General features: G+C 70.2%; 10 protein-coding genes and 1 tRNA gene. 1 reads left to right on the top strand and 10 read right to left on the bottom strand.

All coding sequences use genetic code 11. From position 1 onward, the window contains the following. Window positions 1-8: 8 nt before the first annotated feature. From rpmE to ACFU53_RS17315, 10 genes are all read right to left on the bottom strand, one after another. Complete coding sequence (gene rpmE / locus ACFU53_RS17360) at window positions 9-230, bottom strand: 50S ribosomal protein L31 (protein WP_383992386.1); 222 nt, start codon at window positions 228-230, stop codon at window positions 9-11. A 409-nt stretch (window positions 231-639) separates the two neighbouring features. Then, on the bottom strand, window positions 640-1,782 hold the full coding sequence (locus ACFU53_RS17355; RefSeq protein WP_383992383.1) for an LCP family protein: 1,143 nt from the start codon (window positions 1,780-1,782) through the stop codon (window positions 640-642). Between the two features lie 208 nt (window positions 1,783-1,990). Then, window positions 1,991-3,691, bottom strand: a complete 1,701-nt coding sequence (locus ACFU53_RS17350) for a trypsin-like serine protease (RefSeq protein ID WP_383992472.1) — start codon at window positions 3,689-3,691, stop codon at window positions 1,991-1,993. Window positions 3,692-3,877: 186 nt separating this feature from the next. After that, on the bottom strand, window positions 3,878-5,950 hold the full coding sequence (gene rho, locus ACFU53_RS17345) for a transcription termination factor Rho (protein WP_383992380.1): 2,073 nt from the start codon (window positions 5,948-5,950) through the stop codon (window positions 3,878-3,880). A 407-nt stretch (window positions 5,951-6,357) separates the two neighbouring features. Further along, window positions 6,358-7,311 (bottom strand): homoserine kinase, encoded by a 954-nt coding sequence (gene thrB / locus ACFU53_RS17340; protein ID WP_383992377.1) that lies wholly within the window; start codon window positions 7,309-7,311, stop codon window positions 6,358-6,360. Window positions 7,312-7,612: 301 nt separating this feature from the next. After that, the gene (thrC, locus tag ACFU53_RS17335) at window positions 7,613-8,671 is read right to left on the bottom strand and encodes a threonine synthase (RefSeq protein WP_383992374.1); all 1,059 of its coding nucleotides are present in this window, start codon (window positions 8,669-8,671) and stop codon (window positions 7,613-7,615) included. A 6-nt stretch (window positions 8,672-8,677) separates the two neighbouring features. Then, window positions 8,678-9,970: a homoserine dehydrogenase gene (locus ACFU53_RS17330; RefSeq protein ID WP_383992371.1), complete on the bottom strand. Its 1,293-nt coding sequence runs from the start codon at window positions 9,968-9,970 to the stop codon at window positions 8,678-8,680. Between the two features lie 257 nt (window positions 9,971-10,227). Further along, window positions 10,228-11,619 (bottom strand): diaminopimelate decarboxylase, encoded by a 1,392-nt coding sequence (lysA, locus tag ACFU53_RS17325; RefSeq protein WP_383992368.1) that lies wholly within the window; start codon window positions 11,617-11,619, stop codon window positions 10,228-10,230. Window positions 11,620-11,785: 166 nt separating this feature from the next. Continuing rightward, complete coding sequence (gene nrtL / locus ACFU53_RS17320; protein ID WP_383992365.1) at window positions 11,786-13,141, bottom strand: ArgS-related anticodon-binding protein NrtL; 1,356 nt, start codon at window positions 13,139-13,141, stop codon at window positions 11,786-11,788. 221 nt (window positions 13,142-13,362) lie between these two features. Next, window positions 13,363-13,899, bottom strand: coding sequence for a response regulator (locus ACFU53_RS17315; protein WP_383992362.1), 537 nt, complete (start codon window positions 13,897-13,899; stop codon window positions 13,363-13,365). A 174-nt stretch (window positions 13,900-14,073) separates the two neighbouring features. Here ACFU53_RS17315 and ACFU53_RS17310 point away from each other — a divergent pair. After that, a tRNA-Arg gene (locus tag ACFU53_RS17310) sits at window positions 14,074-14,145 on the top strand. Window positions 14,146-14,182 lie beyond the last annotated feature (37 nt).

Raw genomic sequence — 14,182 nt, 5'->3', positions numbered from 1 at the left:
GGGGCTCGCTACTTCGCGGCAGCGGCAGCCTTGCCGAAGCGGGCCTCGAAGCGGGCCACGCGGCCACCGGTGTCGAGGATCTTCTGCTTGCCCGTGTAGAACGGGTGGCACTCGGAGCAGACCTCGGCACGGATGGTGCCGCTCTCGATCGTGCTACGGGTGGTGAACGACGCGCCACAGGTGCAGCTGACCTGCGTCTCGACGTACTCGGGGTGAATGTCGCGCTTCAAGGTGTCTCCTAGTTTCGGGAGGGCGCCGGGTCGCTGCCGCGGGCTGCGAGAGCGTGAACCGGAGCCGACGTACCAGTCTGCCAGCACTGGTGCCATCTCCCCAAACCAGGGGGTGCGCTCAGGTATTCCCTGAGGCCCGACCGCCGCCCCGGCCGCCGGGTGCGTGCCTCTTCCCGCTGTCTGTGCCAGCTACCGAGGGCGTGCCTCTCCCCCGTCCTGGCTGCGGGCGGTCGCGCCGCTGGGGGCGGCACGGGTGGGCGCAGCGGCAACCCGTGAGCGCCGGGCCGCGCCACTGCCCCCGGCCGGCACGCGCCACGGGGTGCCTCGTGATCGCCGTACGCGGCTGCAGGCCGTATGTGGCTGGTCACGCAGTTCCCCGCGCCCCTGGAAGCCGCAGCCGCGGGCACCCTCAGGAAGAAGCCACGACCCCGTCGGCCGTGCCCGTCGCCGTGCCCTTCGTCGCTGACTTCGGGATGGTCCTGTCGGCCTTCAGGGCGGCCCAGACCTGCTTGGACTTCGCCTCGTCCACCAGCACCCGGTTGAGGTCGGCGGGGTCGTACTGGACCGGCATCGTGACCATCGTCATGTTCTTGGAGCTGATGCCCTTGAGTCCGTTGGCGAAGGACGCGAGGTCCTTGACGGAGTCGAGTTCGGAGTCGGTGGTGACGGCGTCGGTGGCGGTGTCGGCGAGGTCGTAGAGCTTCTTGGGGCTGCTGAGGATCCCGACGGACCTGACCTGCTCGATGAGGGCCTTGATGAACGCCTGCTGGAGCTGGATGCGCCCGAGGTCGGACCCGTCGCCGACCCCGTGCCGGGTGCGGACGAGCCCGAGCGCCTGCTTGCCCGAGAGCGTGTGCTCCCCGGCCTGCAGGTTCAGATGGCTGTCGGGGTCCTTGATGTCCTTCGTCGTGGTGATGTCGACGCCGCCGAGGACGTTGATCAGCTTCTCGAAGCCCGCGAAGTCGACCTCGACGTAGTGGTCCATGCGGATCCCGGTCATGGACTCGACGGTCTTCACCGCACATGCGGCGCCCCCCGTGGAGTACGCGGAGTTGAACATCGCGTACGAGGCCGCCTGGTGCGTCTTGCCGTTGGCGTCGGTGCACTCGGGCCGCTCGACCAGGGTGTCCCGGGGTATGGAGACCACGCTGGCCCGCTGGTGGCCCTCGTAGACGTGGACGACCATCGCCGTGTCCGAGCGGGCGCTGCCGTCGTCCGTGCCGCCGCCGAGCTTCTTGTTGCTGCCCGAGCGGGTGTCGGAGCCGAGGACGAGGATGTCCTGCGAGCCGTTGTCGACGTCGAGGGGCCGGTCGGTGCCGAGGACCTGGTTGATGTCGACGCTCTTGATGTTGCCGTTGAGCTTGAAGTACAGGTAGCCGATTCCGGTGCCGCCGAACACCAGGACGCCTGCGGCGGTCCAGACGACGGCGAGCGCCGCCCTGCTGTGCCCGTCGCGTGGCATGCGGCGGCGGGTCTTGGCCGCGCGGTGGCGCGGGCCGGTGGTGCCGGTCTTCCCCGGTATGCCGGGGTCCGGCCTGCTCTCGGCGGGCATCTGCTCCTCGTTCTCTCTCCGGTCGGTTACCCCCTGCGCTCAGGCCCAGGCCTGTCGGGTATGCGGCCATGACGCTCCATGGTCACTCCGTCCGGTCAGACGGGATAATCCGGGAAAGGGTTGCACGACGAACGGTGCCCATCGCGTGAAGCGCGATGGGCACCGTGTGTGACGGATGAGCCCGGTGGGACCGGGCTCACCTGGTGTTTCAGCCGAGCAGGTCGTACTGGGCGTAGCTGGTGCCGACCGAGACCCGTGTGTTGAAGATCTCGCTCGTTGCCTTGCCGGTGCCCTTGTAGAGGTACAGCGTGCCGGCCGGCGTACGGGCCAGGAGGTCCGCCCTGCCGTCGCCGCTCACGTCACCGGGCGTGATGAGCGTGTTGTAGGCGCTCCAGTCCGAGCGGACCTTGATCCGGGTGGCGAAGGCGCCCGTGCCGGACTTGCCGGCGCCCTTGTAGAGGTAGACGTCCGACCCGGTCTTGGTGCGCGCGATCAGGTCGGCCTTGCCGTCGCCGGTGAAGTCGCCGTGACCGAGCACCGCGTTGTACGTGTTCCAGCCCGTGCCGACCTTGACGCGGGTGCCGAAGGTGCCGTTGCCCTTGCCCGGGTAGATCCACAGGGCGCCCGCCGAGTCGACCGAGAGCAGGTCGGGCAGGGCGTCGCCGGTGACGTCACCGGGGGTGAGGATCCGGGTGCGGGTCGTCCAGTTGTCGAAGAGCTGCGTGGTCGTCCAGGTGTTGGACGAGGGCCCGCGCCGCCGCCAGAAGACGTCACCGTCGGAGGAGCGGCGCAGCACGTAGTCCTGGTGGCCGTCCCGGTTCAGGTCGGTCTGCTGGACGAGGTTGTACCCCGTCCAGCTGCCCGCCTCGGACGGCAGGGCCTGGCGGTCGCCGAGCTTGGACCCCGTGGAGGCGCGGACGTAGCCCGTGCCGGTCTCCTTGTTGCGCAGGAAGACGTCGGCCTTGCCGTCCCGGCTGATGTCGCTGTCGTCGATCCGCGGGTAGGTCGCGCCGACGTACTTGCTGACCTTGGCGAAGACCGGGTAGGCGCCCTTCTCCACGCAGTCCACGACGCCCCACGAGACGACGCCGACGACCTTGTTGTTCACGACGAGCGGTCCGCCCGAGTCGCCGTTGCAGCTGGCGGTGGTGGTGGCGTCGGTGCCGCCGGCGGGCTTGCCCGCGCAGACCATGTGCCCCTTGACGAAGTATTTACCCCAGGTGTTCCCGCAGGTCGTGTCGCTGACGACCGGCAGCGTGGCCGTCTTCAGTGTCTGCGAGATGTCCTCGGTCTTGGAACTGGTACGGCCCCACCCGTAGACCTTGGCCTGGGTGCCGGTCTTGTACGAGGTGGTGTCGCCCGACGTCGTCATCTTGATCGGCGTCGCCTTGACCGGCGACGCCAGCGTCAGGACGGCGACGTCGTTGTCGATCGTGTCCTCGTTCCACGAGGAGTGGTTCCACTGGCGCGAGACCTCGGTGCGGGTTCCGCCGTGGAGGTCCAGGCCCACCTGGTTGCCCTCGTCGTCGAGGACGGCCGTGGGCAACTGGTCGGTGCCGGTCACGATGGCGCCGTACTTGGCCCAGTCGTAGTAGTCCTCGTCGACGCAGTGCGCGGCGGTGAGGATCTTCGTCGGCGAGACGACCGTGCCGCCGCAGAAGAACCCGAGGTCCTGGGTGTCGTCGTAATACCAGAGCTGGGCCATCCACGGCGCCGAGGCGATCGTGGTCTTCGAGCCGCCGATGATCTGGGCGGACTGCTCCAGGCCACCGTCCGAACTCTCGCTCGGCGACGGTTCCCTCGTCGCCACTCCGGCGGTGTCGTCCGCCGCCATCGCCTTGGCGATCCGCACATCCAGCTCGTCAGGTGTCGAGGTGGTGTCGGCGTGGGCCCCGCTCGCGGACGACATCAACAGCGTCCCCGCTATCGCGGCGGCTATGGCTCCGGACAAGGGTCTAGCCACTCAATTCCCCCCTGGGAGTGCAATGGTTGATCAGAGCATGAAGACCGTGATCGTACACGTGTTCCCTACAGAAAACTGGGGCCACCCTCACAAAGAGGGTGACCCCAGCGCTCCGCTGTGCGGACTGGCCGACTAGTCGCCGCCGTTGCCCGGCGTCGTCTTCTGGATCTGCATCAGGAACTCGGCGTTCGACTTCGTCTGCTTCATCTTGTCGAGAAGCAGCTCGACCGCCTGCTGCTGGTCGAGGGCGTGCAGCACCCGGCGCAGCTTCCAGACGACGGCGAGTTCGTCGGGGGCGAGCAGGATCTCTTCCTTACGCGTACCGGACGCGTCCACGTCCACCGCGGGGAAGATCCGCTTGTCCGCGAGCTTCCGGTCGAGCTTCAGCTCGGCGTTGCCCGTGCCCTTGAACTCCTCGAAGATGACCTCGTCCATGCGGGACCCGGTGTCCACCAGTGCGGTGGCGAGGATGGTGAGCGAGCCGCCGTCCTCGATGTTGCGGGCCGCACCGAAGAAGCGCTTCGGCGGGTACAGGGCGGTCGAGTCGACACCACCGGACAGGATGCGGCCGGAGGCCGGCGCCGCCAGGTTGTACGCACGGCCCAGACGCGTGATCGAGTCGAGCAGCACGACCACGTCGTGGCCCAGCTCGACGAGACGCTTGGCACGCTCGATGGCGAGCTCGGCGACCGTCGTGTGGTCCTCGGCCGGGCGGTCGAAGGTCGAGGAGATGACCTCGCCCTTCACCGACCGCTGCATGTCGGTGACCTCTTCCGGACGCTCGTCGACAAGGACGACCATCAGGTGGCACTCGGGGTTGTTGTGCGTGATCGCGTTGGCGATCGCCTGCATGATCATGGTCTTGCCGGTCTTCGGCGGGGCCACGATCAGACCGCGCTGGCCCTTACCGATCGGCGCGACGAGGTCGATGATGCGGGTGGTCAGCACGCCCGGGTCGGTCTCCAGACGGAGCCGGTCCTGCGGGTACAGCGGCGTCAGCTTGTTGAACTCCGGGCGGCCACGGCCTGATTCGGCGGCCATGCCGTTGGCGGAGTCGAGGCGGACCAGCGCGTTGAACTTCTCGCGGCGCTCGCCGTCCTTGGGCTGACGGACCGCGCCGGTGACGTGGTCGCCCTTGCGCAGGCCGTTCTTGCGGACCTGGGCGAGCGACACGTACACGTCGTTCGGGCCCGGCAGGTAGCCCGACGTACGGATGAACGCGTAGTTGTCGAGGATGTCCAGGATGCCCGCGACGGGGATCAGGACGTCGTCGTCGGCGAGCTGCGGCTCCGGGGTGCCGATCTCGTCACGGCCGCGACGGCCACGACGGTCGCGGTAGCGGCCGCGACGGCCACGGCGTCCGCCGTCGAAGTCGTCGTCGTCCTGCGGGCCGTTGTCACGCAGACGGTCCTGGCGGTCCTGACGGCCGCCCTGCTGCTGGCTCTGCTGCTGGCCGCGGTCACGCTGCTGCTGGCCACCGCCGCCCTGCTGCTCGTCGCCCTTGCCCCGACGGCCGCGCTCACCGCGCTCACCACGGTCGGTGCGGTCGGTGCGGTCGGTACGGTCGGTACGGTCGGTGCGCTCACCGCGGTCGCGGCCGCGGTCACGGCGGCCCTGACGGCCCTCGCCGCCCTGGTCACCGGCGTCGGCCTGGGGGGCGGCCTGGGCCTGGGCAGGCGTCTCGGCCTGGGGCTCGCTCTTGGCCTCGGCGGTCACCGTCTCGGGGCTGCCCGCGTCGGCGGTGGCACGGCGGCGGCGGCGCTCGGTGGGCGCCTCGTCGCCACCGGCCGGCTGGCCGGGGATCTCGATCTGCTGCTGGGCCACGGCCTTCTCGGCCTTCTCGGCGGACGCCTCGGCCTTCTTGGCGGCGGCCTTCTCGGCCGGGGCGGCGTCGTCGCCCGTGCGTGCCTTCGAGGTGGCGCGGCGCTTCGGCTTGGTCTCGGTGGCTGCCTCGGCCTTCGCCGGGGCACCCCCTCCCGCCTGCGCGTCCTTGATGACCTCGATCAGCTGGCTCTTGCGCATACGCGCGGTGCCCCTGATGCCGAGGCCGGATGCGACCTGCTGCAACTCGGCCAGCACCATGCCCTCGAGGCCGGTGCCGCGGCGCCGCCGGGAGCCGGCACCGCCGGCAGGCGCGGCGTCCGTGGCGGGCGCGGCAGCGGTGTCCTCGACACGTGCGCCCATCAGATCGGTGGTGTCGCTCACGAAGGGTCCTTCCCTGGAGCGGACGTCGGCCTTCTGGCTCGGCGACCGTTTGTGCTGTCCGGCTTCGGCCCTGTTCGGGTGGACCGTGCCGGGGCGGTGGTCCGCCAAAGGCGGCGGAGGAAAATTTCTGGTGATTCGGCGCTTTCCAAACCGTGGCACTGAGTGTCTGTGTCACGCGGCTCGGCCACGCCGGTTCCGGAGCCTGCTCGGCAGACCGCTCAGTGCCTGCGTACGGCGTACAGCTTGACGTACGAAGCACAGTGCGGCTTGGGAGACTCCCGGAAGAATGGTTGTCCCTGACGGGGACGATAAGCACCTCGCCATGGCTGAGGCAGGTGCAGACTTGAGATTAACACTACCGGATCCAACAAACATTCCCCCTCTCGAAATCCGGCAACCGAACGCCTCTACTGGTCGCCGGTGCCGGCGCCGGGTTCGGCGACGGTGGTGGTGAGCGGCAGGACGCACGCCCCTCGGGCGTCGAGGTCCAGCCGGTTGGCGGCCCAGCCCGCACCTGCGAGATCGGCCACCTTGTCGGCGCTGGCGTGGTCGGCCAGAGCCAGGACCGTGGGTCCGGCGCCGGAGATGACCGCCGGGACGCCGTCGGCCCGCAGTCGCTCGACCAGGGCCGTGCTCTCCGGCATGGCGGGCGCCCGGTACTCCTGGTGCAGCCGGTCCTCGGTGGCGGGCAGTAGCAGTTCGGGGCGCCTGGTCAGGGCTTCCACGAGGAGGGCCGCCCGGCCCGCGTTGGTCGCAGCGTCGACGTGCGGGACGGAGCGCGGGAGCAGTCCGCGCGCCGTCTCCGTCAGAACAGGCTTTCCGGGCACGAAAACCACCGGAACGATGGAATCCGCGGGATCCATCCTGATCGCCCGTGCGGCGCCGCCCTCCATCCAGGAGAGCGTGAAACCGCCTAGGAGACAGGCCGCGACGTTGTCGGGGTGGCCCTCGATCTCCGTGGCCAGTTCGAGCAGCGCGGCGTCGTCGAGCCGGTTGTCGCCGCCTATGGTCACGGCGCGAGCGGCGACGATGCCGGCGCAGATGGCGGCGGAGGAGGAGCCGAGGCCGCGGCCGTGCGGGATGCGGTTGGCGCACACGATCTCGAGGCCCCGGGGCTGCCCGCCCAGCAGATCGAAGGCGGTGCGCAGGGAGCGGACGAGCAGATGCCGCTCGTCACGCGGGAGCGTCTCGCTGCCCTCCCCGGCGATGTCGACGTGCAGGCCGGAGTCGGCCACCCGGACGACCACGTCGTCGTAGAGCCCCAGCGACAGGCCCAGGGCGTCGAAGCCCGGACCGAGATTGGCGCTGGTGGCGGGGACGCGCACCCGTACGGCGGCGGCGCGGAACGCTGGACCGGCCATCGCTCGATGACTCTCCTTGAGCTGCGAGATTGACGATTGTCGAATGACGTTCGATGCGTACGTGAGGACCCTGCGGCCGCTCGAGACGGCGCGGCGCCACACCCCTGCGGGGCATATGCGGCGGGCGGGTTCACTACAGCCTATCGAAGGAAGGTTCTGTGGCGACATAGGGCGCACAGGAGGCGCACGATGCGTGTCGTAAGCCCCCTGTGCACCCCCTGTCGGGTCCTGTCAGGGTTATCCCCCGGGAATCGGCCTCTACGCGCGACTCCCAGGCCTTTTCGAGCGGCTGGGCGAGAGGCTACGCGAGGCCGAGGCGCTCGGCCGCCGTCGCCGCGTCCACCGGGACCGTGACGGGCTGCGGGGCGCCCGCGACGGCCCAGTCCGGGTCCTTGAGGCCGTTGCCGGTGACCGTGCAGACGATGATCTGGCCCGGGTCGACCTTGCCGTTCTCCGCGGCCTTCAGCAGACCGGCCACGGAGGCGGCGGAGGCGGGCTCCACGAAAACGCCCTCCTGCGCGGCCAACAGGCGGTAGGCGCGCAGGATCTCACGGTCCGTCACCTCGTCGATGAAGCCGCCCGACTCGTCCCTCGCCGCCAGCGCGTACTGCCAGGACGCGGGGTTGCCGATGCGGATCGCGGTGGCGATCGTCGACGGGTCCTTGACGACCTCGCCGCGCACGATCGGCGCGGAGCCGGAGGCCTGGAAGCCCCACATACGGGGCGTCTTGGCGGCGATGCCGTCGGCGGCGTACTCCTTGTAGCCCTTCCAGTACGCCGTGATGTTGCCCGCGTTGCCCACCGGCAGGACGTGGACGTCGGGCGCGTCGCCGAGCATGTCCACGATCTCGAACGCGGCGGTCTTCTGGCCCTCGATGCGCACCGGGTTCACCGAATTGACCAGCGCCACCGGATAGTTGTCACTGAGTTCACGCGCGAGGGTGAGGCAGTCGTCGAAGTTGCCGTCGACCTGGAGGATCTTCGCGCCGTGCACCAGGGCCTGACCCATCTTGCCCAGCGCGATCTTCCCGCGCGGGACGAGCACCGCCGAAACCATGCCCGCGCGGACGGCGTAGGCGGCCGCGGAGGCAGACGTGTTGCCCGTGGAGGCACAGATGACGGCCTTCGCGCCCTCTTCCTTCGCCCGCGTGATGGCCATGGTCATACCGCGGTCCTTGAAGGACCCGGTCGGGTTGGCGCCCTCCACCTTGAGGTGGACCTCGCAGCCCGTGCGCTCGGAGAGCACCTGCGCGGGTACGAGAGGCGTGCCGCCCTCGCGGAGCGTCACGACCGGTGTGCTGTCGGAGACGGGCAGCCGGTCCCGGTACTCCTCGATGATTCCGCGCCACTGGTGGGTCATTGCTGGTTACTCTCCTTCAACCCGCATGATGCTGGCGACACCCCGCACGGTGTCGAGGTTGCGCAGCGCCTCGACGGTCCCGCTGAGGGAGGCGTCGGAGGCGCGATGGGTGACGACGACGAGAGAGGCCTCGCCGTCCTTGCCCTGCTGGCGAACCGTATCGATCGACACACCGTGCTCCGCGAACACGGTCGCCACCTGGGCGAGAACTCCCGGTTTGTCGGCGACGTCGAGGCTGATGTGGTAGCGCGTGACGACCTCACCCATGGGCGAGACCGGCAGGGCGGCATAGGCGGACTCGCCGGGCCCGGTGGCGCCCGCGAGCCGGTTGCGGCACACGGCCACGAGGTCGCCGAGCACGGCGGAGGCGGTGGGGGCACCGCCCGCGCCAGGACCGTAGAACATCAACTGCCCGGCGGCGTCCGACTCCACGAACACGGCGTTGTAGGCGCCGCGCACGGAGGCGAGTGGGTGGGTCAGCGGGATCATCGCGGGGTGCACGCGCGCGGTGACGGAACCGCCGTCCGCGGCCCGCTCGCAGATGGCGAGCAGCTTGATGGTGCAGCCCATGTTCCTGGCGGAGGCGAAGTCGGCCGCAGTCACCTCGGTCATGCCCTCGCGGTACACGTCGTCGAGCCGTACGCGCGAGTGGAAGGCGATGCCGGCGAGGATCGCGGCCTTGGCGGCGGCGTCGAACCCTTCGACGTCGGCGGTCGGATCGGCTTCCGCATATCCCAGGGCGGTGGCCTCGTCGAGGGCCTCCTGATAACCCGCGCCCGTGGAGTCCATCTTGTCGAGGATGAAATTGGTGGTGCCGTTGACGATGCCCATCACCCGGTTGATCTTGTCGCCGGCGAGGGACTCGCGCAGTGGCCGGATCAGCGGGATGGCACCGGCGACGGCGGCCTCGTAGTAGAGGTCCTTGCCGGCCTCGTTCGCCGCGGCGTGCAGGGCGGCGCCGTCCTGGGCGAGGAGGGCCTTGTTGGCGGAGACGACGGAGGCGCCGTGCTCGAACGCGGTGGTGATGAGGGAGCGAGCGGGCTCGATGCCGCCGATGACCTCGACGACGACGTCGATGTCCCCCCGTTTGACCAGGGCGGTCGCGTCGGTGGTGACGAGCGCGGGGTCGATGCCCTCACGCACTCGGGAGGGCCGCCGGACCGCCACACCCGCGAGCTCGACCGGGGCACCGATGCGTGCGGCGAGGTCGTCGGCGTGCGTCGTCATGATGCGCGCCACCTCTGAGCCGACGACCCCACAGCCCAGCAGCGCCACCTTCAGCGGACGCGTACGCATCATCCGACCTCGTTTCCTCACATACCGACATACCGAATACGGTGGAACCAGTCTCACTCACCGGACGGGAGTTTCTATCCCTCGTCCGGATCGTGAGACATCAATTTCATTTCCTCAGGGCCGGAAGACGGAGATCTTTCGGCCCGTGTTTCTTTTGTGCGTGGATCACCCGTCAGATCGCCCGACGACTCGCCCGACGACTCACCCGACGGATGACTCGACGGATGACTCGACGGATCGCCCCGCAGAGCACCGTCAGATCATCCGACATCGAGCCGGAGAAGATCCTCCTCCGTCTCCCGGCGGACGATGACACGGGCCTCTCCATCATTGACGGCGACGACCGGCGGTCGCAGTACGTGGTTGTAATTGCTCGCCATCGAACGGCAGTACGCGCCGGTGGCCGGTACGGCGATCAGGTCACCCGGTGCCAGGTCCGCCGGCAGGAACGCGTCCTTCACCACGATGTCACCGCTCTCGCAGTGCTTGCCGACCACCCGCGCGAGCATCGGCTCGGCGTCGGAGGTCCGGGACACCAGCGCGACGCTGTACTCGGCGTCGTACAACGCGGTCCGGATGTTGTCGGACATGCCCCCGTCCACGGAGACGTACGTCCGCAGCCCGTCCAGCGGCTTGATGGTGCCGACCTCGTACAGCGTGAAGGCGGTGGGCCCGACGATGGCACGGCCCGGCTCGACGGAGATACGAGGGGTGCGCAGCTTGGCGGCGTCACACTCACGGTTGACGATCTCGGTCAGCGCCTTGGCGATCTCGTGCGGCTCGCGGGGGTCGTCGTCGCTGGTGTAGGCGATACCGAGACCGCCACCGAGATCGATCTCGGGCAGCTCGACTCCGTGCTCGTCACGGATGTCCTTGAGCAGCCCGACGACACGGTGGGCGGCGACCTCGAACCCGGACGTGTCGAAGATCTGCGACCCGATGTGCGAGTGAATCCCGATGAGTTCGAGCCCGTCGAGCTTGAGCGCCCGCCGCACGGCCTCCGCGGCCTGCCCGCCGGCAAGCGGAATCCCGAACTTCTGGTCTTCATGAGCAGTGGCGATGAACTCGTGCGTATGCGCCTCGACCCCGACGGTGACGCGGATCTGCACCTTCTGCCGCTTGCCGAGCGACTGGGCGATGTGGGCGACCCGCACGATCTCCTGGAAGGAGTCGAGCACGATACGGCCGACGCCGGCCTCGACGGCGCGGTGGATCTCGTCGGTGGACTTGTTGTTGCCGTGGAAGGCGATGCGGTCGGCGGGCATACCGACGGAGAGGGCGGTCGCGAGCTCGCCGCCGGAGCAGACGTCGAGGTTGAGCCCCTCCTCGTGCAGCCAGCGCACGATGGCCCGGGACAGGAACGCCTTCCCCGCGTAGAACACGTCGGCGTCCTGCCCGAACGCCGTACGCCAGGCCCGCGCCCGGGCCCGGAAGTCGGCCTCGTCGACGAAGTACGCCGGCGTGCCGAACTCCTCAGCGAGCGCCTTCACATCGATCCCGCCGACGCTGACGACTCCGTCGTCCGTACGGGTGACGGTCTGTGCCCACACCTTCGGGTCCAGCGTGTTCAGGTCTGCGGGCGGGGCGGCGTAGTGCCCCTCGGGAAGAACGTCGGCGTGACGGGGCCCGGCGGGGTGTGCGGAACGGCTCATGTCTGTACGGCTCTCTCTGATCTCTCTGGGCTCTGCGCGCTGGGGCTTGGGCGGGACTTCGGGCTTCCGGGCTGCGGGACTGCGGGGCTGCGGGGCTTCCGCTGGACGACTGTCGGCTGTCGGCTTCCGCTCTTCGCTGTCTGCTCTTCGGGCTCCGCGGGCTCGCTCAGAGGTATTCGGGTGCGTCGATGCCTAGCAGGGACAGGCCGCCGGCCAGCACCGTCCCGGCGGCTTCGGCAAGCGCCAGCCGGGCCCGGTGGGCGGCCGAGGGTTTCTCGTCGCCACGCGGCAGCACCGTGTGCTGAAAAGCGAGCAGGGCGTCGGCGAGGACGATCAGGTGGCGGGCGAGACGGTCGGGAGCGCGGAGCGTGGCCGCTCGGGCGAGGGTGGAGGGATGTTCGGTGAGGGCGGTGACTAGGGGGGTGGTCACGTCGGGGGTGGTGGGGGGTGTGGGGGGCGGGTTCGGGGTGACCGGGGTGGCCAGGCTGTCCGTCGGGTGCAGGGTGCCGGGGGTGCCCAGGGTGCCGGGGGTGCCGGGGGTGCCGGGGGTGCCGGGGGTGCCCAGGGTGCTGGGGGTGTCGGGGCTGTCGAGGTCGCTCGAGGCGAAAGGGGTGTCCAGGTCGCCCGGGGTGCCGGTGAAGCCGAGGGCCGCAGCGTTGCGGGTGAGCGCGCGGGCTCGGGCGTGGGCGTAACGGACCCGGAAGAGGGGGTTGCCGGCGCGCTGCACGAGAAGGTCCGCGGTGATCCGGGGGCGGTCGTGGGCGGCCGGGTGCAGAAGGGCCCAGCGGAGCGCGTCCTGGCCGAGGGGGGTGGGGTCTTCCGGGGCGGGGACGGGGCGGAGGTCGATGGGCGCGTCGGGGTCGGCGGCCATGTCCGGGCCACCGGGCCGACCGGGGTCGGTGACCTCGCCGGGCCGACCGGGGTCGCCGGGCTCACCGGGCCCAAGGGGCAGGCCGGGGTCGCCAGGGTTGTCGGGGTCGTTGGTCTTGTCGGCGCTCGCCCCGCCTCCGGCCTGGGACCGGATGTGATCGACCTCGACGCGACCGCCCTGGCTGGCGACGATCCGTACGAGCGCGTCGGCGAGGACTTCGGCGCGGATGTCGTACGGGATCCGCAGCCGGACGACCTGCCCGGCGAGGGTGTCGCTGTGGCCGTACGGGAGCGGAAGGAGATCGGGGCCTTGCCCGTCTCGGGTGCCCTTGACTCCTTCGATCCGGCGTACGAGGGCGGTGACGGCGGCCCGGTCGAGGTGGATGTTGAGGAATCCGGGGCCAGTGATCTCGACGGCGGCAACGCCCTCGGTGCGGCTGAGGTGGGGCCGCAGTATCTCGGCGACCTGTAGCGGCGGTCGGCCGGCGGACCGGGCCAGCTGCAACGCGATGTTCGTCGCGTAGTCCCCGCTCCCCCCGGGCCCCGGCGGAGTGACCACGGCCCGTGCGGGCACCGCCACGCTCAGCTCCCCCTCGTCCACAGCGCGACGCACCGCGCGCAGCACGGTGCGGGAGAGCTCGACAGGGGTCACGGGGACAAGCGTATGGGAGGAGGGGGGTGGGTATGCGAGCCGGTTTACCTCGAGGTCCGGGATGTGGACGGAGCGGGGGTCGACGGGCGTCGGGCTGGACGGCCGGTCGGCGGGGATCCGCGCGCCGCACGACCGCGGCCGAAGGCACGGCGAAGCAGCGTCGGCGCGCGGGGCCCGCCCGCGCGCCGCGCCGAGACAGCGTCGGAGTGCGGGGCCCGAGGTCAGCTTCCGGTTCGGCCGGCGCGCTCCGCGCGCTCGGTGTGCTCGCTCCCGCTGCCGGTCCCGCCGGCCGGAGCGCCGGCGGGGGTGGGGGTGGGGGTGGAGGTGGGGGTGGGGCCATCGGCTCCGATCCCGTACGGCACGGCCTCGCTGCCGCCGGCATTCCCTCGCTCCACCAACTGCCGTACGAGGGCGACGAGTTCGGTCGGCTCGAAGGGCTTGGCGAGGAACGCGTCGACGCCGACATCAAGCCCGGCCTCGGCCTCGTACTGCGTACAGGCACTGACGATGGCGAGCGGAAGGCGTCGCGTCCGGGGATCACCGCGGAGCCGGGCGGCCGTACGGAGCCCGTCCAGTCGGGGCATGGCCACGTCGAGGGTGATGAGGTCGGGCCGCACCTGATGGACGATGTCCAGGCACTCGGCACCATCGGCCGCGGTCACCACCTCGAAGCCCTCCAGCTCGAGGTTGACCCTGATCAGCTGCCGGATGACCTTGTTGTCGTCCACAACAAGCACCCGGCCGGACGCGCCTGGCACAACTCGAGAGTAGGTCCGCGCCCACCGCCGCGTCCGGGTTTTCCCCACTTCCGCCCTCTGCGGGCGGCCTCCCCCAGCTCAACCCCGCCCTCCGCCCCGCAAAAACCCGTTCATGATCTCCCTAGGAGAGCTGGTAGGGTTCTACCCGTCGCCGCCGAACAAGGCGCCTGACACGCCCCCGTAGCTCAGGGGATAGAGCAACGGCCTCCGGAGCCGTGTGCGCAGGTTCGAATCCTGCCGGGGGCACCGAAAATCAGGGCCCTGACCAGCGGAAACGCTGGTC

The organism is Streptomyces sp. NPDC057474, from assembly GCF_042802555.1.
In the GTDB taxonomy this organism is placed as follows: Bacteria; Actinomycetota; Actinomycetes; order Streptomycetales; family Streptomycetaceae; genus Streptomyces.
The sequence above is the reverse complement of the archived record's forward strand: the minus strand, read 5'-3'. Positions and strand labels throughout refer to the sequence as shown.